This is a genomic window from Streptosporangium sp. NPDC049248 (genome assembly GCF_040678965.1).
GTDB classification, from domain to species: Bacteria; Actinomycetota; Actinomycetes; order Streptosporangiales; family Streptosporangiaceae; genus Streptosporangium; species Streptosporangium fukuiense.
In genome coordinates, this window is the sequence record NZ_JBFAQY010000016.1 from 111,180 (window position 1) to 133,068 (window position 21,889).

At 68.6% G+C, this 21,889-nt stretch carries 24 protein-coding genes; 10 read left to right on the forward strand and 14 right to left on the reverse strand.

The annotated features are described in order from the left end of the window. Positions 1-51 precede the first annotated feature (51 nt). Positions 52-522 (forward strand): MarR family winged helix-turn-helix transcriptional regulator, encoded by a 471-nt coding sequence (locus AB0K21_RS26760; RefSeq protein ID WP_343972623.1) that lies wholly within the window; start codon positions 52-54, stop codon positions 520-522. Between the two features lie 295 nt (positions 523-817). On the opposite strand, the gene AB0K21_RS26765 is transcribed toward AB0K21_RS26760, so the two are convergent. From AB0K21_RS26765 to AB0K21_RS26800, 8 genes are all read right to left on the reverse strand, one after another. Then, positions 818-2,167: a phytase gene (locus tag AB0K21_RS26765; RefSeq protein ID WP_343972626.1), complete on the reverse strand. Its 1,350-nt coding sequence runs from the start codon at positions 2,165-2,167 to the stop codon at positions 818-820. Between the two features lie 143 nt (positions 2,168-2,310). Continuing rightward, the gene (locus tag AB0K21_RS26770; RefSeq protein WP_364154217.1) at positions 2,311-2,478 is read right to left on the reverse strand and encodes a hypothetical protein; all 168 of its coding nucleotides are present in this window, start codon (positions 2,476-2,478) and stop codon (positions 2,311-2,313) included. 194 nt (positions 2,479-2,672) lie between these two features. Continuing rightward, on the reverse strand, positions 2,673-3,023 hold the full coding sequence (locus AB0K21_RS26775; protein WP_364154220.1) for an ATP-binding protein: 351 nt from the start codon (positions 3,021-3,023) through the stop codon (positions 2,673-2,675). Positions 3,024-3,198: 175 nt separating this feature from the next. Continuing rightward, on the reverse strand, positions 3,199-3,393 hold the full coding sequence (locus AB0K21_RS26780; protein ID WP_343972850.1) for a DUF5999 family protein: 195 nt from the start codon (positions 3,391-3,393) through the stop codon (positions 3,199-3,201). 215 nt (positions 3,394-3,608) lie between these two features. Then, the gene (locus AB0K21_RS26785) at positions 3,609-4,499 is read right to left on the reverse strand and encodes a MurR/RpiR family transcriptional regulator (RefSeq protein WP_364154223.1); all 891 of its coding nucleotides are present in this window, start codon (positions 4,497-4,499) and stop codon (positions 3,609-3,611) included. Positions 4,500-4,659: 160 nt separating this feature from the next. Next, the gene (locus AB0K21_RS26790) at positions 4,660-6,129 is read right to left on the reverse strand and encodes a M14 family zinc carboxypeptidase (protein WP_364154226.1); all 1,470 of its coding nucleotides are present in this window, start codon (positions 6,127-6,129) and stop codon (positions 4,660-4,662) included. A gap of 427 nt (positions 6,130-6,556) precedes the next feature. Beyond that, on the reverse strand, positions 6,557-7,765 hold the full coding sequence (locus AB0K21_RS26795; protein WP_343972639.1) for an ROK family transcriptional regulator: 1,209 nt from the start codon (positions 7,763-7,765) through the stop codon (positions 6,557-6,559). A 193-nt stretch (positions 7,766-7,958) separates the two neighbouring features. Beyond that, on the reverse strand, positions 7,959-8,081 hold the full coding sequence (locus AB0K21_RS26800; protein WP_364154230.1) for an RICIN domain-containing protein: 123 nt from the start codon (positions 8,079-8,081) through the stop codon (positions 7,959-7,961). Positions 8,082-8,167: 86 nt separating this feature from the next. Between AB0K21_RS26800 and AB0K21_RS26805 the strand changes: the two genes are divergently transcribed. Beyond that, positions 8,168-9,268 carry a permease-like cell division protein FtsX gene (locus tag AB0K21_RS26805; RefSeq protein WP_364154233.1) on the forward strand — a complete coding sequence of 367 codons (1,101 nt, stop codon included), beginning with the start codon at positions 8,168-8,170 and terminating at the stop codon, positions 9,266-9,268. A gap of 233 nt (positions 9,269-9,501) precedes the next feature. On the opposite strand, the gene AB0K21_RS26810 is transcribed toward AB0K21_RS26805, so the two are convergent. The 3 genes from AB0K21_RS26810 to AB0K21_RS26820 form a co-directional block, all read right to left on the reverse strand. Continuing rightward, entirely contained in the window at positions 9,502-9,702 is a 201-nt protein-coding gene (locus AB0K21_RS26810; RefSeq protein ID WP_364154236.1) for a DUF397 domain-containing protein, read from the reverse strand. Beyond that, positions 9,689-10,531, reverse strand: coding sequence for a helix-turn-helix transcriptional regulator (locus tag AB0K21_RS26815; RefSeq protein WP_364154239.1), 843 nt, complete (start codon positions 10,529-10,531; stop codon positions 9,689-9,691). The genes AB0K21_RS26810 and AB0K21_RS26815 overlap by 14 nt, the downstream gene beginning before the upstream one ends. 140 nt (positions 10,532-10,671) lie before the next feature. Then, positions 10,672-11,073 (reverse strand): winged helix-turn-helix domain-containing protein, encoded by a 402-nt coding sequence (locus AB0K21_RS26820; RefSeq protein WP_364154242.1) that lies wholly within the window; start codon positions 11,071-11,073, stop codon positions 10,672-10,674. A 734-nt stretch (positions 11,074-11,807) separates the two neighbouring features. On the opposite strand from AB0K21_RS26820, the gene AB0K21_RS26825 reads away from it, so the two are divergent. The 7 genes from AB0K21_RS26825 to AB0K21_RS26855 all read left to right on the forward strand — a co-directional run bounded on the left by AB0K21_RS26825 (position 11,808) and on the right by AB0K21_RS26855 (position 18,195). Beyond that, complete coding sequence (locus AB0K21_RS26825) at positions 11,808-12,047, forward strand: hypothetical protein (RefSeq protein ID WP_364154245.1); 240 nt, start codon at positions 11,808-11,810, stop codon at positions 12,045-12,047. Beyond that, positions 12,044-12,361 (forward strand): hypothetical protein, encoded by a 318-nt coding sequence (locus AB0K21_RS26830; protein WP_364154248.1) that lies wholly within the window; start codon positions 12,044-12,046, stop codon positions 12,359-12,361. Before AB0K21_RS26825 ends, AB0K21_RS26830 begins: the two co-directional genes overlap by 4 nt. 237 nt (positions 12,362-12,598) lie before the next feature. Beyond that, positions 12,599-14,746 (forward strand): ATP-dependent RecD-like DNA helicase, encoded by a 2,148-nt coding sequence (locus tag AB0K21_RS26835; RefSeq protein ID WP_364154251.1) that lies wholly within the window; start codon positions 12,599-12,601, stop codon positions 14,744-14,746. Positions 14,747-14,967: 221 nt separating this feature from the next. Then, positions 14,968-15,375, forward strand: a complete 408-nt coding sequence (locus tag AB0K21_RS26840; RefSeq protein WP_364154254.1) for a TOBE domain-containing protein — start codon at positions 14,968-14,970, stop codon at positions 15,373-15,375. Positions 15,376-15,466: 91 nt separating this feature from the next. Then, entirely contained in the window at positions 15,467-16,210 is a 744-nt protein-coding gene (modB, locus tag AB0K21_RS26845; protein WP_343972853.1) for a molybdate ABC transporter permease subunit, read from the forward strand. After that, complete coding sequence (locus AB0K21_RS26850) at positions 16,207-17,238, forward strand: ABC transporter ATP-binding protein (RefSeq protein WP_343972657.1); 1,032 nt, start codon at positions 16,207-16,209, stop codon at positions 17,236-17,238. Before modB ends, AB0K21_RS26850 begins: the two co-directional genes overlap by 4 nt. Positions 17,239-17,328: 90 nt before the next feature. Next, on the forward strand, positions 17,329-18,195 hold the full coding sequence (locus tag AB0K21_RS26855; protein WP_343972660.1) for an NAD(P)-dependent oxidoreductase: 867 nt from the start codon (positions 17,329-17,331) through the stop codon (positions 18,193-18,195). Between the two features lie 48 nt (positions 18,196-18,243). Here the strand turns inward: AB0K21_RS26855 and AB0K21_RS26860 are convergent, their stop codons facing one another. The 3 genes from AB0K21_RS26860 to AB0K21_RS26870 form a co-directional block, all read right to left on the reverse strand. Further along, positions 18,244-19,125 (reverse strand): methyltransferase, encoded by an 882-nt coding sequence (locus tag AB0K21_RS26860; RefSeq protein ID WP_364154259.1) that lies wholly within the window; start codon positions 19,123-19,125, stop codon positions 18,244-18,246. A 119-nt stretch (positions 19,126-19,244) separates the two neighbouring features. Further along, positions 19,245-19,823 (reverse strand): XRE family transcriptional regulator, encoded by a 579-nt coding sequence (locus tag AB0K21_RS26865; RefSeq protein WP_343972666.1) that lies wholly within the window; start codon positions 19,821-19,823, stop codon positions 19,245-19,247. Between the two features lie 197 nt (positions 19,824-20,020). Beyond that, positions 20,021-20,536 (reverse strand): anthrone oxygenase family protein, encoded by a 516-nt coding sequence (locus AB0K21_RS26870; protein ID WP_343972669.1) that lies wholly within the window; start codon positions 20,534-20,536, stop codon positions 20,021-20,023. Between the two features lie 246 nt (positions 20,537-20,782). Here AB0K21_RS26870 and AB0K21_RS26875 point away from each other — a divergent pair, with 246 nt between their 5' ends. Next, on the forward strand, positions 20,783-21,718 hold the full coding sequence (locus AB0K21_RS26875; protein WP_343972672.1) for an AraC family transcriptional regulator: 936 nt from the start codon (positions 20,783-20,785) through the stop codon (positions 21,716-21,718). Positions 21,719-21,889 lie beyond the last annotated feature (171 nt).

The following is a 21,889-nucleotide window of genomic DNA, read 5'->3' on the forward strand; positions in this document are numbered from 1 at the left end:
GTAGCTCAACTATCAAGATACTCAATCGTTGAATTAATGTAGCATGGCGGTATGAACGGCGATCGCGAGGTGGGTATCGACCTGCAGTCCTTCGCGGTACGAATGCGTCGGATGACCGCCGAGTTCAACCGCATCGCCCATGAGTTCGCCCACGAGCAGGGGCTGCACCCCACAGATGTCCAGGCCCTCATGAAGATCTTTGACGCTCCGTCGCCGATCACTCCGGGGCGGCTGCGGGAGGAGTTGAACCTCACGTCGGGTGCCGTCACCGCGTGCCTCGACCGGCTGGAGCGGGCCGGGCACATTCGCCGGGTTCGCGACGTGCACGACAGGCGGGTGGTCCACCTGCACTACCTCGACGCGGCGAAGGAATTCGCCGCGGCCTTCTTCGGCCCGCTCGGCCGTAGCACGGACAACGCCCTGCGGCGTTTCAGCCCGGAGGAGTTGCGCACCGTGGCAGCCTTTCTCGACGCCATGAACGGGGAGCTCGGCGTGTTGCGAGCCGAGCCGGGTTCTTCCTGACCTTGTCTTCGAGTGCGCGGGCCGAACGGTTGCGTTCTTCTCGCTCGCCGCATACGGGGCGGCAGGGGGCACATCCATGGAGACGGCTCAGCGAGGGCTTCCAGGCCCACGCGGCGGCGGGCTTCGCCTGAGGTGCCGCGGAGATTCCGGATGGATCGTGTTCCGGGGCCACCGGGGATCGACCGAGCGGAAAAACGGAAACGCCTCGGAGGACCATGCCCCGAGGCGTTCCGATTGAGATCTTTGTCAGCCGAGAGCGTCCCTGATTCACGCGATCGGTCTGTGGCGGTCCGCCTCAGCGGAACCGCGGGTCGTTTCCGGCCTTCGTGGTCACCTTGAGCGACAGGGCGTCGGCGATCTCACCCCACGAGACGTAGGAGAAGTTCGTGGCGTCACGTTCGTCGTCGACGTCGGGCCCGCTCTCCGGCTCGTCGTGCGTGACCAGCAGGCCCCGGCGGTAGTCACCGACAGGACGGTTCGTCACGGCGAGCCCGTCGGAGCCGTTGACGTCGTCGGCCCCCTTGGCGCCCTTGACCCGGAAGCCGCCCACCGGAGCGTTCTTGCCCTGCCGGTCGTAGACCGCGAACGTGTCGTCTCCCTGGCTCGACACGATGACGTATCCGGTCGAGCCCGGGCCGTAGTAGATGTCGACGCCCTCGGCGTCAGCGGTCAGCCGGTTGCCGCCGAAGCCCTTGGCCTTCGGGTCGATCGGCCGACACTCTTCGGACTCCTCGTCGTAGGCGTCGTGGATGCCGAAGTCGGTGACCTTGTCGATGAGCGTCGGCTGCCCGCCCGAGCCGAGCGGCAGCCGCAGCCGCCACAGGCCGACATCCTCCTGCGCGGCATAGAGAACGCCCGACTTCTGGTCCACCGCGACACCCTCGAACTGCGGCAGTACGCCCGGCTCCGCACACGGGGACCAGGTCGAACCGTCCGGCAGCTTGAAGGTGCTCGGCATCGTCAGCTTCTTGACGCTCGTGTAGCCGAGCCTGCCGTCGACCTCGACGACGCGCGCGGTCGCGAGGGTCGTGGCACCTTCCTGGGTGACGACGGCATACGTCTCACCGCGCTTCGGCTGCCAGACGGCGAGTCCGTACGCCGTGTGCTCCTCGTCGACGGCTTTACGGTCAGGGTTGAACAGGAACCGCTGATCAGCCGCGGTGACCTCGGTCAGCGGCGTACGCGCCGCGGCGCCGGCCGGGTCGATGACGAAGAACCGGAGTTGGTCGTTGTAGCGGTCCGAGACGACCGCGACGTCGACCACGCGGCCGGCGAGCGTGATGTCGTAGGCGATGTCGACGTTGTTGTACCGGCCTTTGGCCGTGTCGGCCCGCGGGGCCTCGGTCGCGGCCAGTGACTGGAGTTCCCGGGATCTCATGTCGTAGACGCGCAGGCCCCCCTCCTTGGCGGTCACGATCACGATCGACCTGTGGGAGTCCTTCGGGTGGACCCAGATGGCGGGGTCGTCACCGGAGGCGTTGCCTCCCTCTTCGTCGTCATAAAGGGCGGGCGTCTCGTTGTCCGTCGTCACGACCGCGGGATCGCCCCGATGCCCAACGGCGGGAAAGGCCGTCGCGGGGGAGGCGGCGAGCAGGGCGGCGGCGACTGTGCCAACCGACAGTGCGGCTTTCAGGATGTGGGTCACGTGTTCGAGCGTGCCCGACGAAGATTGCCGTGGATCTGACCGGCGGATAGCCGCCGGTTGAACTCTGGAACTCGTCATGCGGGGAGGACATCGTCGGCTGCGACCGTGCCGCGGTGCGAGGCGTCGGGGCGGGAGGCTGCCGCTCAGGCTCGCATGGCGAGCAACGCCTTCCGGGCTGCGACGAGTGCTTCCTCCTCGGAGGCCCCGGTGTGCAGAGCGACCAGCGAATCACCCCTGCCGTGCTTGCCGACTTCGGGCACGCGCGCCGCTCGGCCGGCCGACGTTCGGGAGAAGGTTCCGAACGTCGTCAAGATCTCGCTCCTCATCGTCGCTCGTATGCCCGGGACCAGTGCCTGTCGCGTCGCGTCAGGCGCGGAACCCAGGAACGAGGTCAGGATCCGATCCTGAAGAACGGCTTGTCGATCACTGGGATGCCCTCGCCCGCGGGAGTGATCGCTACCGGTCGGGCTCCCGGCTTCCGCCGAGGATCATCGCGGATGGCCGGTCAAAAAGCCTGGTACGCCGGATGGGCGGGCAACTCGAACCAGACGGTCTTTCCGGGCCTCCCCGTGCGCGTGCGGCCGGTGCCCCAGGAACGGGACAGCGTGTCGACGAGGAGCAGCCCGCGGCCGTTCTCGTCGGTGCCGGGTGCCTCGCGTACCTGGAGCGGAGCCGGACTCTCGTCCTCGACCTCGCAGCGCAGCGTGCCTTCCCGGAGGGAAAGGGTGATGATCGGTGCTCCCCGCCCGTGACGCAGGGCATTGGTGAACAGTTCGCTGATGAGCAGTTCGGCGATGTCGCTCTCTCCGTCGTATCCCCAGTCGGTGAGCTGGGCGCGGACGAGACGCCGGGCCATGGGAGTCGACGAGACGTGGGGCGACAGCGTCCACGAGGCCCGCCGGACGCGCGCCGCGCGGACGGCTCGGGCCGCGGGCTCGCCGAGTCCGTGGAGGAGCCGCCGTAGCCGGACCGTGGTGACCGGCCGGCCGGGCCTCACATACTCAGCTGCGGGGCCCCGGCGGCACGCGAGTTCAGGCCGCCTGCGCATAGGACCACCTCTGGGCGGGGACGCTGCGCCCATCGGGCAGCAGCTCGCCGGTGTCGTCGAACAGCACCACGCCGTTGCAGAGCAATCCCCATCCCTGTTCCGGGTGGAACGACACGAGGCGGGCCGCATCGTGATCAAGGGCGTTTGCGGGCGGGCACGGAGGCTGGTGCTGGCACATGACCATTACCTCGATCCTTGACGATCGCAGGAGAGTCTTCGAGGGCCACCGGCTCCGATGTTCCGGTCCGGTGAGCTGCTTTCGCCCTCTACGATGCCGCGTCCGCCGCCCGTTGTCTGCGCTGGCAGCACCCATTCGGGCCCCATGCCAACGACAGTCCCGGCATACCTGCTAACCGCAATGGGGGTAGCCCGGGTACGCCGGAAAGGGGCCTTTCAGTAGGGGAGGAAGATCTGGCGTTCCGTCGCGCTGTCGTCGAAGGACTCCAGCCGGGTCTGTCCTTCGGTGGCCAGGGTGTCCAGCATGGTGTGGAGCAGCGCGGTGCACAGAACCGTGGGACCGGCGTGGGAGTCGAAGGCGAAATCAGAGCTCACCGGCGCGAGCAGGACCTCGTCCGCGAGCTCGGTGAGCCGGCCCACCGGCTGGTCGGTGATGAGGGCGATCTTCAGCCCGACCCGACGCGCCCAGGTGAGTCCCTGTTCCAGCTCGCGCGGGTAGCGCGGCAGCCCGATGGCGAGTACCCATTCGGCTCCGGATTCCGCCGCCCGGCTCAGCCGGTCCTCCGCGATCGAGCCCGCGATGTCCAGTACCCGTACGTCTGGGAGCACCTTCTCCGCGAGATGGCCGAACAGGTGCGCCAGCGGTGCGGAGATCCGCAGTCCCATCACGAGGAGAGGACGCGACCTGGCCAGTTGACCCGCCACCTCGCGAAGCTGACGCAGGTCCCGGAGGTTGTCCCGCAGCCGCTCAAGGTCGCGGATCTCGGAGTTGACCAGTTCCTGGATCTCGTTGAGGTCCTCCGCGGGCGGCGCCGGCTGTACGCCGCCGAACACCGATGAGCGAAGCGCGTCCCGGAACTCGGGGAACCCCCTGAATCCGAGTGCGGCGGCGAAGCGGGTGACCGACGGCTGGCTGACGCCCACCCGCTCGGCGATGTCGGCACTGGTGAAGAAGACGGCCTCCTGCGCGTGTTCAAGCAGGTAGCGCGCGATCCGGCGCTGTGAGGGGGAGAGCCGGTGATCGTCGAAGAGCCCGCGCAGGTTCGCGGCGATCCGCGACGCGTCCGGCACGGCGAGCGGCTGGCCGGTCTCCCTGGCGTGCCCCATTCCTGAACTTCCCTTCCCCGTGGAGTGACGGACCCAGCGATGATTCTCACCGCCCGGCGGGCAAGGTGATCGGGTTTTGGCCGCATGACTTCAAGAGTGTGGGGCGAAAGCGGTACCGGGCGGCCCCCCACAGGGGACCGCCCGGCTTATCGGGGCACGCTCAGTGCTTCGGGCCGTTGCCGTTGAAGCGGGTCTTGCACTCCTGCAGCCGCACATCGACCTGCTCGCCCCTGTCGACGGTGACCTTCACCGTCTCAAGGACCTCACCGTTCGGGCGGGCACAGGTGAGCGTCCAGCTCTCCTGGAGGAAGTTGCCCGGGCCGGTGGCGACGACACCGTTCTCGGTGTAGGCCGGGACCGGCCGCACCGACGGGTTGACGTGCCAGGTGAACTTGCCGTTGGTCGGGGCGATCAGGCTGGACTCCAGGTGGGTGGGGACCGCCTGGGGCGGGTCGAGGACGGTGCTGGACTGCCGGATCGGCGCGGTCCACAGGTCGAAGTCCTTCGTGATCGTCAGCACCGCGCCCTTCGGCGCCTTGCCAGTGATCACGGAGTGTCCCGCCGGGTCCGCCGCGTACTCCAGGGCCACCATGAACGCCTCACGGTTCGACTTGCCCTCGTAGCGACCGGTGCCGAGGTAGTCCTCGATCACCTCGGGGTAGGTGTTGTTGGTCGACTGGGTCTTCATGATCTCGTACGTGAACCCGAGGCCGCGGGTGGCGTAGTACGACCAGTCCGGGGTCTCGCCGGTCGTCTCGTAGTCGAAGCCCGACTTCATGCCCGTGTAGCCGTTCTTGGCCGCCATCGCGTCGGTCAGGGCGGCGTAGACGGCCTCGTCCGGGGTGTCGCCCGCGCGCTTCTCCAGCGGCGGACGGAGGAGGGTGTGCCCGGAGGTGTGGTTCGTGATCAGGACGGTGACCTGGTTGTTCGTGGTCAGGTCCATGATGTTCCGGATCTCGGGCTCGGAGGCCGGCGCCGGGCCGCGGTTCGTCACGTTGGAACCCGCGTTGCTGCCCCAGCCGAAGGGGTAGTTGCGGTTGAGGTCGACTCCGCCGCTGCTGGCGCACGTCGGCGAGATGCCGCAGCTGGTGCGCCGGTTGATGACGAACCCGTCCACGTTGACGACCGGGACGAAGATGACCCGCGCCTGGTCGAGCAGGCGCTTGACCTTCGGGTCCTTTTCGGAGTTGTTCACCAGGTCGTAGGCGAATTCCAGGGTGTGCTCACCCGAGGGCCATTCGTTCCCGTGGTGTATTCCCATCATGAACAGAACGGGCTTGCCATCGGAGGCGTTGACGTCGCGGGTCACCTCGATGCCGTAAACCTCGCGGCCCTGGCGGGTCTTGTGCGGCAGCGTGATGTGCTTGACGAGGTCGGGGTGCTGATTGCTCAGCGCGAGCATCTCGTCGTTGTAGTCGGTGATCGTCCGGTAGGTGGTCCGGCCGCTGGGCAGCGTCGTTGACTGCGCTGCCAGCAACTGGGCGGTTGCTGCGATGTCGGTGGACTCGGCGAAGGTGGTGGTGGCCGCCGGAATGCTGAGACTTCCCAGAAGTCCGACGCTCAACGCGAGCGTCAAAACGCGTTTCTTGGCGCTCCAGGCCGTGGGGGACTGCGAGTCTCTTGAGGACATGCTGAAAAGAACCTTTCTAACCACGGACGAATTGGCATCAGAAACGCATGCTGCTTCCCGCTCTGTTCTTTCGGGAGCGCTCTTGGATAACCGGCCATCGACCGTTGATTGCAAACTTTCAGTTAGTCTTGGTCATGAATGTATGGTTGTCAACCAGTTGTGCCCACGGTATTTCCGCACATGTGTGGGATGTCGGGGGTGAGAGAGGTCCTCGAAACGCGGCCGGAGCGGGCGGGTGAGCCTCGACCCGGATCGGGTGGGGGTGTCGTGCGGATGCTCAGGTGCGGTGGTGGGTCGCCGACTGCCAAGTCAATCGGGACATGGGCCATATGGTGGTTAAGGGTCTGTTACAAAATGGGGCCGACCGGTTCCCCGGGAGGTCGCGGGCAGCGGCTCGACCGGTACGACGGTCAGCGAGAACGCCTGGTCATGACGTCTTACGGGCGAGCACTTCCAGGGGGCTGGCCAGTATCTCGGAGAAGGCGAGTTCGGCCGCGCCGATCAGGGTGACGTCGTTCCCGAGAGCCGAGGTGCGGAGCTGTACCTTCTCCCGGGAGATCAGCAGCCCGTTGGCCGCCACCCGGCGATGGACCTGGGCCGCCGAGCCCCGGTAGATGTCACGCAGCATTCCGCCGAAGATCACCAATCCGGGGTTGAAGAGGTTGATCAGGTTCGCCACCCCGATGCCGAGCCAGTCGCCGATCCGGTCCAGCGCGTTCTGAGCCGCGAGGTCGCCGTGGTCGGCGGCGTCCACCACGGCCCGTATGCCGTCGTGGCCGACCAGCTCGGAGGCCCGGCCGGCGGCGTCGAGCAGGGCCTGCTCGCCGACCTCCGCCTCAAGGCAGCCCCGCGAGCCGCATCCGCAGGGCCGCCCGTTGTACGGGTTCACGATCATGTGTCCGAGCTCGCAGCCGTACCCGCCGTCGCCGTCCAGCAGCTTGCCGCCGACGATGATCCCGCCGCCCACGCCGACATCCCCGTGCAGGTAGACCAGGTTCGCGAAGCCGATGCCCACCCCGCGTTCGTGCTCGGCCAGCGCGCCCAGGTGGGCCTCGTTGCCCACCGAGACCGGCAGTCCGAGCCCCAGCCTGAGGCCGAGCTCGGCACCGAAGGCCTGATCCACCCAGCCCATGTTCGGCCCGAAACGCACCATCCCGTCACCGGGCCGGATCATGCCGCAGTAGGCCGCGCCGACTCCGACACAGACCGAGTCCGGAGCCGCCTCGCGGTGTATCCGGCGGGCCAGCCCGGCGAGCACCTCGACCACGTCGTCGAGGTCGGCCCCGGCGCGGGTCCGGACCGCCTCCCTGCGGTCCAGGATCTTTCCGCCCAGCCCGACCCTGGCGGCGACCAGCCGGTCCACGGCGACGTCGAACGCCAGCACGTACACCCGGTCGGACTCCGGCCGGACCACCAGCGACGGCCGGCCCGCCCGGCGGGTGTCGGTGGGGAGTTCCTCGCGGACCAGGCCCGCCGAGGTGAGCTCCGCGGTCAGCGCCATGATCGTGCTGCGGTTCAGGCCCATCCGGTCGGCCAGCACCGTGCGGGAGATCGGGCCGCCCAGGTGAACATGCCGGAGCAGGGTGCCCAGATTGTGCCGGCGGATCTCCTCCTGGGACGGACCGGCTTTCAGCATCGTGGGGATCCTGACGACTCGGGGCTGTCGCCGTTGTGCCTGACGACAATGGTGATTCTAGATTCTTAGCGCACTCCGCGGAATCGTCAGGCCGTCCAGGAATGCGGTGGCGGGGCACCGTACCGGCGAGCCGGCAACAAAAGGCCGCGGACCTGTCCCGTCGGCTGGACGGGGCAGGTCCGCGACACTCAGGTCAGAAGACCGTCCACTTCTGGTTCGCGCCGCCGACGCAGTCCCACAGCTGGAGGCGGGTGCCGTCGGCGCTGGTGTTACCGGTGACGTCCACGCGCCTGCTCGTCGCTGAGCTTCCCCCCACGGGAGGAATGCCGCAGCTCTTGTGAAAACGACGACCGGATAACGACCGTCTGGCAGACCTGCCGCTCTTCGGGTCTGCGAGCCGACGTGCTGTCCTTCTACCGAGACATCGCGTTCAAGGATGGGGGGACGCCCTCTCCGGAAGATGACGGCGAAGGGGTGTACTGCTTCACCAAGTCCGCCGACGCAAAGGACGTTGAGCTCTCGGTGGGGTTCCTGGACGCGGCGGGAGAGAAGCACGGCGATGACTACGACATGGACGTGAACTCTTCTACGGACGGTGGGGCTGGTGTTGACCTTTTAGAGTTTTGCATGGGTGTATTAGGATTTTCTGACATAGTTGCCCCTGTGTTCCGCGTACTTCTCGTTTTTGTAGCGATGACAGCTCTCCTGCTCGGCACCTCGGCTGCCGAGGCAGACCGGTTCCCGAAAATCCTCGCGGCCCCGGTCGGTCCTTGGCCGGAAGGTGGCCAGTTCTTCGTTCATCTGTGCATCAAGGGCGGCATTTCGGACGCCTGCGGAGGCAAGGAAACGACTCCGGTGCAGAGACGCGCGATCGAAAAGAGACTACGGCAGATGCCGCAGATTTTAGATCTCCGCTATAAGAGTAAACAAGAGGCGCTGGCCAAGATGTTGGCGGACGCTCCCGGTCTGACGGGGGTCATAGAAGAAAACGATGTGCCAGAGGCATTCACTGGAAGACTACATCGGTGGAGTGACGCACCTGCCTTCGACTCGGCGATCAAGGCACTGCCCGGTATCTACATTGCCCGTGTCATACCCACCCCTTTCTGGGAGGGTAAGGCCGATATAGCCGTCATCCTGTGTGACAACAGCAGAAGACCGGGATATTGCGAGGGGCGAGCCAGGGCGACGGCCGGCGAGAGAGAGATGATCGAGGATCTACTGAAGAGAATAAAAGGCGTCAAGCGCATCTATTTCGCGGGTCAGGCGCATAACATGTGGATGTCCAAGAAGTTCGACACCCTGTTGTCGCGCGTGGTGAATCCCGATTCTCGGGGCAAGGACGACGATGCCAAGCCCAAGCCGTTGGATGAGTACTACGAGAGCTACTATGTCAAACTTGACGACCAGGCGCTCGTCCCATCGATCGTGGACAAGGTGAACAGCCTGCCCGGAGTGGCAGGAGGGGGCAAGGTATCTGTTTTTTACGGTTTAGGTTTTTGACCCGCCCGATCGAGAAGTCAGCTCGGGCAGCTTGGATACAAGTCACAGCGATCGTCTGGTGCGGTGACCACGAACCTTTTCCGGGCGTCCGGGACGGTCCTGGCCGAAGTCATCTCTGAGACGGTGTGCTGTCGAACCCGGCGAACGTACGTGGACACCACACCAGGTGCTCGATGAGGGCTCGTGTTGCCGCACGACCGGATGGCGCCGATCATGTGGCGCTCGGTGTCCGGTCAGATGTCTCCGTTACGGATGCCGGTCAGGAAGTTGCTCCAGGCGGCCGGGGTGAAGGTCAGCATGGGGCTGGAGGGGTTCTTGCTGTCGCGTACGGCGATGATGCCGGGAAGGTTGGTCGCCACCTCGACGCAATCATTGTTGGGTCCACTGAGGGTGGACTTGCGGAATGTGGCGCTGGACAGGTCAGGGGAGATCATGTTTGCTCCTCGTCGCGGCGATGAATGCCGCGGACTCTTCGGGGGACAGGCACGCGTCGGTAAGACGCTTGAATGTCAGCACAAGTCGCCGGATCTGCTCGTTGTCCTCAACGTATACCTCGCCCGCTGGGCATTCGGCATAGCCCAGATCTGGATCGTCGTCGCCGAAGGACAGCACCGAGAAGGCTCCCTCCGTGCCGCCATGAACGCCGGCCTTCAATGGGAGGAGCTGGATGGTGATGTTCGGCTGGTCCATAGCGTGCAGGATTTCGCCAAGCTGATGGGCCATGACGTTGGCTGAGCCCACCGGGTAGTAGAGGACACCTTCGCCGATGAGGACGTGCAACATCGGGGCATGGGTGCCGAGCAAGGTGGTCTTGCGCTGCATGCGGGCATCGACGCGGCGCGTCAGTTCGATGTCAGGCCGATCCGGGTGCCCTGCTCTGATGATCTCTCGGGCGTAGTTCTCGGTCTGGAGCAGGCCGGGGATTACCAGTGGTGCCCAGTGGCAGATCGTCTTGGCTGCTGCTTCGAACTCGACGTACGACCCGGTGAACACATCGGAGTAAGCCGTCCACCAGCCGCGTCGGGCGACTTCGCGGGTGAGTTGCACCATGGCTTCGGTGGTTGCCGCTTCCGCGCAGTACAGGTGGCAGATCGCTGTCACATCGGCAGGTGTTGGTGCGCCTTTTCCTGTTTCGAACCGATTTAGCTTGCTCCGCGACCAGCCGAGCTGTTCGGCGGCGGCTTCTGTCGTCATTCCTGTGGTCGCGCGCAATATGCGTAGCTCGCGTGACAGGCGGCGCAGCCGAACGGTGGAGTGCTTCATGCGGATAGTTTTCCGCATTGATCTTCCCGGCGCATGGACTTATCGGTCATTTATTAAATGTGATTGTCTTCGTGGGATTCCCGCGCCATCATAGGAGGCCCAGAGGGCGCAGCCCTGAAAGGGGGGTTGCACATGGCACGTCACGAGATCTCGATCTCTGTCTCATATGCTGCCAGGACATGTGTCTCTCCGTCGTCCACGACCAGGACGGGCACTCCCTCTGCCAGTCGCAGACGTTTCCGCTCGGCCAGAGTCGGGAGGCGCACCCGGATTCGCGCCGGACCCTCGACGTGGACCACGGCCGGCTCTGTCTGCTCACGGACGTAGGAACCCTCGCGGCTCACTGTCCGGATGAGGCCTTCACTTCGGAGTACCGCGAGAGCATCACGCAGCGCGTCAACTCCCACGCCGTACTCATGTGCCAGATCAGGCTCCGACCGGAGCCTCTGGCCAGGGGGCAGGGCACCGCTGGTGATCCGCCAGCGTAGATCGCCGGCGACCTGACGGTACAGGGGTTCATAGGAATCAGGGTCGATGGGCATCACACCATGCCACTAGGCCTGCACCCCAGTTCGCCTGCTGGCCAACAGGCAAGTAGGCCAGCAAAATTATCAACAGAAATCGGGCCCGCCATCGGTATTGCCCACCGACAACGGGCCCTTGAGCAGGAAGTGAGTCCTGATCCGTGAACAACCCTAGTGCTCCGGTTCTCGACCGGGCCACGGCGAGTGGCTGCGGCTGCTTTCTGGATGCGCCGCCGATGCCTATGGGGTGTGCCGCCTGCGGACACGCCCCCTACGCGCACGGCTGCCCCGACCAGCCCGCCGATCACGAGTACGCACAGCCCTCCGGAGATCTGATGGCTACGCGCTTGGAGGCCCGCCGTACTGGGGACCGCTCCCTGCCCTGCTTCGAGTCGCCCGCTTCAGTGGCCCCGGCCAAGGTGGTTCCGCCGGTACCCGTCCAGCGTTGTTCCGAGCAGGCCACGGTTGTCGTGCCCGCCGTATCGGCGCCGTCGCCCAGACAGGAGCTCTGCCGCCTTCGCCCTGCGCGCGTCCACCTCAGAGCGTCCCGGTTCGGCGCCGTACGTCGCCTTGCGCCCCGTCCCCGGCGACCGGCCGTCTGTGTCCTGCACCGTGTAGCGATCACCCCGTCTCCGTACCGGCCACCTGGCCCGTACGGCACACCCCTCCACGCCTTTCCCCACCACATGAAGCGGGCCCGTCCTCCGCTACCAACGAACAGACGGGCCCTTGATCGGATGGAGATCCAATCAATGGACGATGGTAGGTCCGCCACCCCGGAATCCACCACCATTCCCGGCTGGCGGCTGATTCTCAGCGATGCCGGACGGTTGTGGGCCAGTCGGGAGAAGCCCTTCTCCCCGGCCGCGTTCCATGCCGGAGCCGAGCGCACGGTCGACGCCGACAGTCTGGAGGCGCTGCGGGCCGAGACCGACCGGCAGGAGGCCATCGCCCAGCAGGCGCAGGAGCAGGCCAGGCAGGTGATCTCGTGATCCGGCGACGACCCGTTCGCCCTCGCGGACGCCACCGCGACGGCCTGGCCGCCGCTCCCGTACCCCACTACACCTGGGACCACGAGGCCCGTGCCGAGGCCGCGATGCTGGAGATCGCCTGGCCCGGCTGGTCCGTCCTGTACGGCACCGGCAGCCGCCTCTTCCACGCCATCGCCACCTGGACGACCCCCGAGCCGGTGCTCCTGTGTGACCGGACGATCGAAGGGTTGAAGGCGCAGATGCGGGAGGTGGAGACGGCCCTGCCGCACCGCTGGGCGCTGACCTCCAGTTCGGCCGGCATCGGCCACTTCTGAGCGGGCACGGTAGCCCCGGTCCGGGGCCGCCGTGCTGTCGAAGACGTGCCGCACGGGGTGAGGAAACACTCCGTGCGGGTACGTGACGCGGCATGCCCGCGTTTTTCAGGCAGGAGCCCTCAGAGCGGCAAAAGCACGGCGACCCTGGTCCGCCTCGCCGGCCGCGCGATGCCCGGGGCATGACGCCTTAGTCTGATGCGCGAAGGGTGAGGTGAAGAGGAGGGTTGGCTCTCTGTCGTGGAGGCGTCTGTCGAGCAGTTGGTGTACGTCCGGGAGGACGAGTACACGATCGCGCGGATGAGCGCCGAGGGCATGCCCGGCTTCGTCGCCTCCGGCCGGGCGCTGGGCGGGGTCCAGCCGGGGGAGACGCTCCGGCTCATCGGCGGCTGGGGCGAGCATCCGCGTCACGGCAGGCGTTTCGAGGTCACGGCGTGCGAGCGGCTGGTCCCGGCCACGGTCAGGGCCATCCGGATCTATCTGGGCTCCGGTCTGATCCGGGGTATCGGGCCGCGACTCGCCCACGCCATCGTCAGCCATTTCGGCGAGACGACGCTGACCGTGATCGACACCGAGCCCGAACGGCTCACCGAGGTCGTCAACATCGGCCCCGCGCGGCAGGCCCAGATCGCCGACGCGTGGCAGGAGCAGAAGGCGATCGCCGAGCTGATGGTGACCCTGCAGGGGTTCGGGATCAGCCCGCTGCTCGCGGCCAGGATCTACCAGGTGTTCGGCGCCGAGTCGGGCGACATCCTCACCTGTGACCCGTATCGGCTCATCGGCAAGGTCAGGGGCATCGCGTTCGCCACGGCCGACAGGATCGCCCTGCGCTCCGGGGTCTCCGAGAGCAGCCCGCAGCGGATCAAGGCGGCGATCCTGGACAGGCTGGAGACGGCGGCCGGCCGCGACGGGCACTGCTACGTACGGCTGATCGCGCTGGTCACCCAGTCCGCCGAACTGGTCGAGCAGGACCACGACCTCGTCCGCCGGGCGCTCGACGCCCTCGTCGCCGACCGCAGGGTGGTCGTCGAGGTGTCGCCCGACGACCGGGGGCAGGCCGTGGTGTACCTGAAGGAGACGCACAGCCGCGAACTCACCCTGACCGCCCAGCTGACCAGGCTCATCCAGGCCACTTCGACGCTGCCCATGCGCGCCTTCCAAGAGGATCCCGGGCTGGACGAGGATCAGCGAGCGGCGGTGAACATGGCGCTGACCAGCACCGTGTCCATCATCACCGGCGGTCCGGGCTGCGGGAAGAGCCATACCGTCAGGACCATCGCGGCGACCGCGAAGGCGATGGGCGGCTCGGTGACCCTTACCGCGCCGACCGGCAAGGCGGCCAAGCGCCTGTCGGAGCTCACCGGCATGCCCGCGATGACCGTGCACCGGATGCTGGCCCACCAGCCGGACCCCGACAGCGGCGCGCTGTTCGAGCAGACGCCCGCACAGGCCGACCTGATCGTGGTCGACGAGGCCTCCATGCTGGACCTGCACCTGGCCACCCGGCTCACCGCGGTCATCCCGGTGGGCAGCCACCTGCTGATCGTGGGCGACAGTGATCAGCTACCCAGCATCGCCCCCGGCAGCGTGCTGGCCGACCTGCTGCGTGTCGAGGAGATCGCGCGGATCCGGCTGACCCGTGTCTTCCGCCAGGCCGAGGGGAGCGGGATCATCAGGGCCGCTCACCGGATCCGGGCCGGAGAGGTGCCTCCGACCCCCGGGGGCGGGGGCTTCTGGTTCGAGGAGGTCGACGACCCCGAGCAGGTCGCCGAGCGGGTGATGCACCTGGCGACGGTGGCGATCCCGCGCAAGCAGGGGGTGAGTCCGGACCAGGTCCAGGTGCTGTGCCCGATGCGCAGGGGCCTGACCGGGACCGCCGAGATCGGCCGGATGATCCAGGAGCGGCTCAACCCGGCTCGCGAGGGGGTCGCGGAGCACTGGTCGGGCGCCTCGGTCTTCCGGGTCGGCGACCGGGTCATGCCGATCCGCAACAACTACGACAAGGGTGTCTTCAACGGGGACACCGGCACGGTCACCGCCATCACCCCCGAGGAGCGGCTCGTCGAGATCCGCACCGACGACGGGCAGATCGTGAAGTACGGCTTCGGCGAGCTCGACGAGCTGACCCACACGTACGCCATCAGCGTCCACCGCTCCCAGGGCAGCGAGTATCCCTTCGTGGTCGCGCCGCTGGTCACCGAGTCCGGCGGCGTCATGCTCCGCCGCAAGCTGCTCTACACCCTGATCACCCGGGCGCGGTCCTGGGTGGTCGTCGTCGGTGAGCGCAAGGCTCTGGAAACGGCCGTCCAGCGGCTCGGCCACCGCCGCAACACCGGGCTCGCCCGCCGGCTCGCGCTGAGCCTCGGAACCGTTCTGACCGGTGACTGACGAGGGCCTCCGAAGCGGCCCGTCCGCTCCCGCCGAGCGTTTCGGCCCCCCGGAAGCATGCGGGGAATCGCCGAACACGACGACGGGTGAGCGGGAGGGCTCGACCGGCTTCCGTGGAGGGCGAGGATGAGGTGCTAGATCATGGGCACCCACCCCGGGGCAGGCGCCTGCCATGAGATATGGGGATAAAGGCCCGCATATGCAAAGGTATGGTGATTGGTGTGACGACGTTTCGGATCAGTGAGGCCGCCGCGCTGCTGGGGGTGAGCCCCGACACCGTCCGCCGATGGGTGGACGCCGGGCGGCTCGCGGCCCGGCGGGACGAGCACGGTCACCGGATGGTGGCGGGCGCGGATCTGGCGGCGTTCGCGCGTGCCCGGATCGAGTCGGAGAACGGCTCCGGGCTCTCCTCGGCGCGGAACCGTTTCCGCGGGATCGTGACCGAGGTGATCAAGGACGCGGTGATGGCCCAGGTGGAGATCGCCGCGGGCCCCTACCGGGTGGTGTCGCTGATGAGCCGCCAGGCCGCCGACGAGCTGGGCCTGGAGGTGGGGGTGATGGCGGTCGCCGTGATCAAGTCCACCAACGTCGTGGTGGAGATCCCCGACCACGCCCGTACGGCGAGCTGACAGCCAGGTGAGCGGCAGGGCACGTGACGTGACGGGCGCCTCTTCCGGTGGGGTGGCGGGTCGCCTGCCCTGGGTGCTGGTGCTGCCCGCGATGGCCGGCATGGTCTTCCTGACACTGCCGCTGGCCGGGCTGCTGGTACGCGCCCCCTGGTCCACGCTGGTCGAGAGGCTGGGCGAGCCCCACGTGCTGGAGGCGCTGCGCCTGTCGCTGGTGACCGCGACCCTGGCCACGCTGGTGTGCCTGCTGCTCGGCGTGCCACTGGCCTGGCTGCTGGCCCGTGTCGACTTCCCCGGCCGCCGCCTGGTGCGGGCGCTGATCACGGTTCCCCTCGTGCTGCCCCCGGTGGTCGGCGGCGTCGCCCTGCTGCTCGTGCTGGGGCGGCGCGGCCTGATCGGCCAGTGGCTGGACGCCACCTTCGGCGTCACCTTGCCGTTCACCACGGCGGGAGTCGTCGTCGCCGAGGCGTTCGTCGCCATGCCGTTCCTGGTCATCAGCGTCGAGGGCGCGCTGCGCGCGGCCGACCTGCGCTTCGAGGAGGCCGCCGCGACACTGGGAGCGTCCCGCTGGATCATCTTCCGCCGGGTCACCCTGCCCCTGATCGCCCCCGGAATCGTCGCCGGAGCCGTGCTGTGCTGGGCCCGCGCGCTCGGTGAGTTCGGCGCCACCATCACCTTCGCCGGCAACTTCCCCGGCCGGACCCAGACCATGCCGCTGGCCGTCTATCTGGCCCTGGAGACCGAACCCGAGGCCGCGATCGTGCTCAGCCTCGTCCTGCTCGCCGTCTCGGTGATCATCTTGGCCGGTCTGCGCGAGCGGTGGGTGAGTGCCCCGTGACCCTGAGCGCGCATCTGGTCGTCACCAGGTCACACTTCCACCTGGACATCGAGCTGGAGGTCGCCGCGGGACAGGTCGTCGCCCTGCTCGGCCCCAACGGCGCGGGCAAGACCACGGCGCTGCGCGCGCTGGCCGGGCTCACCGCCCTGTCCGGCGGGCGGATCAGCCTGGACGGCGAGGCGCTGCACACCATGGCGGCCGAACGACGCCCGATCGGCGTGGTCTTCCAGGACTACCTGCTCTTCCCGCACCTGTCCGCGCTGGACAACGTCGCCTTCGGGCCCCGCTGCCGTGGCGCCTCCAGGACGGAGGCGCGGCGCGGTGCCGCGGCCTGGCTGGAGCGCGTCGGACTGGCCGGGCACGCCACGATGAGACCCCGGCAGCTCTCCGGCGGTCAGGCCCAGCGCGTCGCCCTGGCCCGCGCCCTGGCCGTGCAGCCTCGCCTGCTGCTGATGGACGAGCCGCTGGCGGCCCTGGACGCCCACACCCGCCTGGAGATCCGCTCCCAGCTCCGCCGCCACCTGGCCGACTTCGGCGGCGCGACGGTCCTGGTCACCCACGATCCGCTGGACGCCATGGTGCTCGCCGACCGCCTGGTCGTCATCGAGAACGGCGCCGTCGTGCAGCACGGCACCCCCGCCGAGGTCGCCCGGCGCCCACGCACCGACTATGTCGCCCGCCTGGTCGGCCTCAACCTCTACCGGGGCACCGCCGCCGGACAGCAGGTCTCCGTCGGAGAGGTGCTCTTCAGCGTCGCCGAGCATCTGGAGGGCCCCGCGTTCGTCGCCTTCCCGCCCAGCGCGGTCGCGCTGTACCGGACCCGCCCCGACGGCAGCCCGCGCAACCTCTGGCAGGCCACGATCGAGGGCGTCGAACGGCACGGCGACAGCGTCCGCATCCACCTGGCCGGGCCGATCGCCGCCGCGGCCGACATCACCCCCGCCGCCGTCGCCGACCTCGACCTCACCCCCGGGCAGCGGATCTGGGCGTCGGTCAAGGCCACCGAGACCCACGTCTACCCGTTCTGAGGCCACCGCCGGTGGAGTGGCCGGCGGTCCGCGTGGCGGCACGGCCGCCGGAACCCCGGTGAGCATAATGACGTGGAGGGGGGATGACCTATGCGCGTTGCCGTGCTCGGGATGGGCATGATGGGGCGGGCGCTGGCCCGGCGGCTGCTGGGGCTCGGTTTCCAGGTCACGGTGTGGAACCGCACGCCAGGCCGGGCGGACGAGCCGGTCAGCCTCGGCGCCGTCGAGGCGGCCTCGCTCGGCCAGGCGGCGCGGGCGGCCGAGGCGGTGCTGCTGTCACTCGCCGACGGCCGGGCGGTCCGCGAGGTGATGGCCCAGCTCGTCCAGGCCGGTCCGATCGAGTCGACCAGGCCGGTCGTGGCCGACCTGAGCACCGTCGCCCCGGCCACGGCCCGCGAGATACGAGACCTGGTGCCGGGAGGCCGATTCGTGGCGGCCCCCGTGCTCGGCGGTCCCTCGGCCGTCGCCGAGGGGAAGGCCACGGTCCTGGTGGGCGGCGAGCGCGACCTCGTCGACGTGCTGAAACCGGTGTGGACGGAGGCCTTCGCCTCCTACTCCTACTGCGGCGCCGACCCCGGTGCCGCGCTCGCTTTCAAGCTGCTGAACAACTACCTGCTCATGTCCGGGATCGCGGTGCTCGCCGAGGTGACGGCCACGAGCCAGGCAGCCGGCCTCGACAACATGCTGCTGCACGACTTCCTCTTCCAGTGGCCCACCGTCGCGCCCGCCCTGCACAACCGGATCGACGACGTCCTGGCCGGCGACCACCGGGGGTGGTTCACGACGAGGCTCGCCGCCAAGGACGTGCGGCTCGCCGCCGAGCTGGCCGAGTCGAGCGGCCTTGAGCTGCCCATCGCCCGGCTGGTCGAGCGGCGTTACGAGGAGGCGGCCGAGCGCGGCTGGGAGGGCGCCGACATCGGCGCGATCGTCGAGCTGCTGCGCGGCGGATCACACTAGGGGTGTCGGCACCTCGGCGGCCACGGCGCGGAACGCGGTCGTCGAGGGTCAGGTGCGGCGTGCGGCCCAGACGGTGCGTTCGGTGCGTACCGAGAGGTCGTCGCGGCGCAGGACGCTGTGGGGGCCGTCCGTGTCGAGCAGCCGGTCGAGCGCGGCGAGGTCTTCGGCCGGGAGCGCTTCGGTGGCGGCGCCGCGGATGCGCCGAAGGGCGTTCAGGGCGTAGTGGCCGATGGCCTCGCTGTGGGCACTGTCGATGTTCACGGTGATGGTGTGCTCGTCGTCGAGGGTGAACCCGGCGGCGGTGAGCATCGGTCCCCAGTCGGCGCCGCGGTAGGGCACGTGTTCGGCGTGGAAGTGGTCGGTCGCGGCGTGGCAGCGCTCTTCCAGGCCGGGCCGGTCCTCGGGGGCGCCTTCCGGCAGGAAACGGGGGAACCCGGCCAGCTCGACGACGGCGAACAGGCCGCCGGACGGGAGCATGTCGTGGACGTTGCGCAGGGCGCGGCCGGGGTCGGCCATGTGGTGCATCGAGGCCGAGGCCCACACCAGGTCCGGCGTGCCGAGATCGGGCCAGTCGGCGGCGTCGAGGTCGGCCTGCACGGTGCGCACCCGGTCGTCCACATCCTGGGCGCATGCCTTCTTCCGCAGGCGGTGCAGGTGTCCGGGTGAGGCGTCGACGGCGATGACGTGGGCCTCGGGGAAACGGTTCAGCAGGGCGAAGGTGCCCGCTCCCGTGCCGCAGCCCAGGTCGACGATCCGGCGCGGGCTGGTTTTCAGGGGCAGCCACGCGGTGATGGCGGCGATGTGCTCGGCGAGGATCTCCGCGTCCAGGTCGAGGATCTCCGCCTGGTCGGCGTCGTCCTGCCAGTGGTGATCGTGCTGCGTGCTGTGCTGCGCGCCGTGGTGGCTGGTGTGCGGGTGTCCATGGGTCATGTCGTCACCGTAAGCCGGGTTTGCTTACCCGGCAGGACGGCTCCCGGAATACGCAAGATGTCAGCGTGTGGCGGTGCCCGACGCGCAAGACGCACCCGTGCCGAGGGCGCGCGTCGCCGTCATTCGCGGATGTCAGGGGTGTCGCGCTGGTGTCCGCGGCGGGCATCGCGGTCGAAGATGCCCAGAACCTCACACGGCCCGCCTTCGGCGCCGATGGCGTGCGGCATCATGGTGGGGAACTCGGCGGCCTGGTTGGTCTCGAGGCGGAAGCGCCGGTGGCCCAGCATGAGGATCGCGGTGCCGGAGAGTACGACCAGCCATTCCCGGCCGGGGTGGGCGCGCATGCGGGCGGGGTTGTCGGGCGGTGGCTCGGTCATGCGCTGGCGTACCACGCTCATGCCGGGGTCGGCCTTCACCGGCCAGCGCATCAGGCCGTGGGCGCCGTCGATCATCGGGCTGGTGACGACGTCGTCGGTGGCGGTCTCGACGAGCTGGTCGAGGGTGGTGTCCAGGGCTCGGGCGAGGGTGACGAGCTGGTCCAGGGCGAGGCGGCGCTGACCGTTCTCGATGCGGCTCAGTGAGGACTGGCTGAGGTTGGCGCGGGTGGCCAGTTCTTCCAGGGACCAGCCCTGCGCGACCCGCAGGGCGCGGATGCGTTTGCGTACGAGGCCGTCCAGCTCTCCATTTTCTTGCGTCATACGCAATATCATATGCCTTTTCCGCAAAGCGCGTTTAACGTCGTGTGCGGAAGGCCCGGAACGGCCGGGGCCACGCACGAGGAGAGGGTGCGACATGTCTGTGCGGACTTCCCGCTACGCGAGCGACGTACTGCCCGGTGAGACCATGGACGTTGTGGTGATCGGCGGCGGCGCCACGGGCTCGAACGGTGCGTCTGTCACGAGCCGCCCGGCGGCCCGATGCGCCCGTACAGCACGAGGGCCCAGGTGAGGCAGCCGAAGGCGGCGACGCACGCCACGGTGCGGGCGAGGTTCCAGCGAACCCACACCGCCTCGAACCGCTCGCGCACCGCCGCGAGGTCGGCGACGCCGTCGGGCTCCCCGGCGGCGTCGAGCGCGTTGTTGAGCGGCACGTTGACCCGCATGGTGATGACGAGCACCACCGCGTACAGGACGAGCGCGGCCACGATCCAGGGCAGCATGGGGCGTCCCTCCCGGTGCAGGTGGAGCAGCGCGGCCAGGACGGTCAGCACCAGCGCGCCGCCGAAGCAGACGGCGAACCAGCCGTTGAGGATCGCCACGTTGATCCGCTGCATGGCGCCGACGAAGGTCCGGTCGTCCGTCCGGCCCAGGCCGGGCATGACGGAGCAGGTGTAGGCGTAGAAGAGGCCCGCCATGAGCCCCACGGTGATCGTCGCCGCGACCAGCGCGACGCCCCGGAACAGCATCAACATCACATCCTCCATGACCGTCGTCGAAATTCCAGCGGGATCGGACACGCTCGCCCCCGCCGGGGGCGGGAACCCGAGCGGGGCGGCGCCCGTGCGCCCCGCCGGCCGCCCCAGACGCCGGTGTCGGTGGCCTCGTGCGTGTAGCCGGTGAAATCCCGGGCTCCCTCATACCGTCAGTGAACCGGGTAACGGTGAGACGGTCCATGGCTGAGAAGCTCGATTCCATGTTTCAGCGTCTAGGGTGAATCCGTGGACGCACTCACCGACCTCCTGGACGGGCCGAGAGCCCGGGGAGCGTTCCTGCTCCGCTCGATCCTGAGCCCGCCCTGGTCCCTCCGCATCCGGGATCGGGCGCCGCTCGCCCTGGCGGCCATGGTGCGGGGCGAGGCGTGGGTGGTCCCCGACGGCGGCGAAGCGGTGCGCCTGGGGCCCGGGGACGTCGCGATCATCCGTGGTCCCGATCCCTACACCGTCGCCGACGACCCGGCCACGCCTCCCCAGGTGGTGATCCACCCCGGGCAGCACTGCACCACCCTCGACGGGCGGGACCTGGCCCAGGCGATGGACCTGGGCGTCCGCACCTGGGGCAACAGCCCCGACGGGTCGGCGGTGATCCTCACCGGCGCCTACCAGATGCGCGGGGAGATCAGCCGGCGTCTGCTGGAGGCGCTGCCCACGCTGCTGGTCCTGCCGGAAGGCGCCTGGAGCTGCCCCATCATCCCGCTGCTCGCCGACGAGATCGTCAAGGACGAGCCGGGTCAGGAGGCCGTTCTGGACCGGCTGCTCGACCTGCTGCTCATCGCCGTCCTGCGGGCCTGGTTCTCCCGTCCCGAGGCCGGGGCCCCCGCCTGGTACCGCGCCCACAGCGATCCCGTGGTGGGCAAGGCCCTGCGCATGCTGCACAACAACCCCGCCCACCCCTGGACCGTGGCCGCCCTGGCAGCCGGGGCCGGCGTCTCCCGCGCGGCCCTGGCCCGTCGCTTCACCGAGCTGGTCGGCGAGTCACCGATGGCCTTCCTCACCGGCTGGCGGCTGGCCATGGCCGCCGACCTGCTGCGCGAGACCGACGCCACGGTCGGCGCGGTGGCCGCTCAGGTCGGGTACGGCAGTTCGTTCGCGCTCAGCACGGCCTTCAAACGGGTACGCGGGGTCAGCCCGCAGGAGTACCGCGCCGGGGCGAGGTAGACGGCTCCCCCGGGAAGTGGACACAGGTCGTGACCTGGGCGTTCATTCTCGCACCGACCGGGAAGGCTAGCCGGTCGAGGGGGACGACATGGAATACAGGGACTTCGTTCACACCGTGGCGGGGTGTGGGGTTTTCCACCATGTTCTGGCACAGCTTCCCGGGGAATTCCA

What these genes read in the sequence shown, in the direction of transcription:
- AB0K21_RS26760 (WP_343972623.1), top strand. Translation starts at nt 52, where the DNA reads ATGAACGGCGATCGCGAGGTGGGTATCGACCTGCAGTCCTTCGCGGTA.
- AB0K21_RS26775 (WP_364154220.1), bottom strand. Translation starts at nt 3,023, where the DNA reads ATGGCCCGGCGTCTCGTCCGCGCCCAGCTCACCGACTGGGGATACGAC.
- AB0K21_RS26780 (WP_343972850.1), bottom strand. Translation starts at nt 3,393, where the DNA reads ATGTGCCAGCACCAGCCTCCGTGCCCGCCCGCAAACGCCCTTGATCAC.
- AB0K21_RS26785 (WP_364154223.1), bottom strand. Translation starts at nt 4,499, where the DNA reads ATGGGGCACGCCAGGGAGACCGGCCAGCCGCTCGCCGTGCCGGACGCG.
- AB0K21_RS26790 (WP_364154226.1), bottom strand. Translation starts at nt 6,129, where the DNA reads ATGTCCTCAAGAGACTCGCAGTCCCCCACGGCCTGGAGCGCCAAGAAA.
- AB0K21_RS26795 (WP_343972639.1), bottom strand. Translation starts at nt 7,765, where the DNA reads ATGCTGAAAGCCGGTCCGTCCCAGGAGGAGATCCGCCGGCACAATCTG.
- AB0K21_RS26810 (WP_364154236.1), bottom strand. Translation starts at nt 9,702, where the DNA reads ATGATCTCCCCTGACCTGTCCAGCGCCACATTCCGCAAGTCCACCCTC.
- AB0K21_RS26815 (WP_364154239.1), bottom strand. Translation starts at nt 10,531, where the DNA reads ATGAAGCACTCCACCGTTCGGCTGCGCCGCCTGTCACGCGAGCTACGC.
- AB0K21_RS26820 (WP_364154242.1), bottom strand. Translation starts at nt 11,073, where the DNA reads ATGCCCATCGACCCTGATTCCTATGAACCCCTGTACCGTCAGGTCGCC.
- AB0K21_RS26825 (WP_364154245.1), top strand. Translation starts at nt 11,808, where the DNA reads ATGGACGATGGTAGGTCCGCCACCCCGGAATCCACCACCATTCCCGGC.
- modB (WP_343972853.1), top strand. Translation starts at nt 15,467, where the DNA reads ATGGCCGGCATGGTCTTCCTGACACTGCCGCTGGCCGGGCTGCTGGTA.
- AB0K21_RS26855 (WP_343972660.1), top strand. Translation starts at nt 17,329, where the DNA reads ATGCGCGTTGCCGTGCTCGGGATGGGCATGATGGGGCGGGCGCTGGCC.
- AB0K21_RS26860 (WP_364154259.1), bottom strand. Translation starts at nt 19,125, where the DNA reads ATGACCCATGGACACCCGCACACCAGCCACCACGGCGCGCAGCACAGC.
- AB0K21_RS26865 (WP_343972666.1), bottom strand. Translation starts at nt 19,823, where the DNA reads ATGACGCAAGAAAATGGAGAGCTGGACGGCCTCGTACGCAAACGCATC.
- AB0K21_RS26870 (WP_343972669.1), bottom strand. Translation starts at nt 20,536, where the DNA reads ATGTTGATGCTGTTCCGGGGCGTCGCGCTGGTCGCGGCGACGATCACC.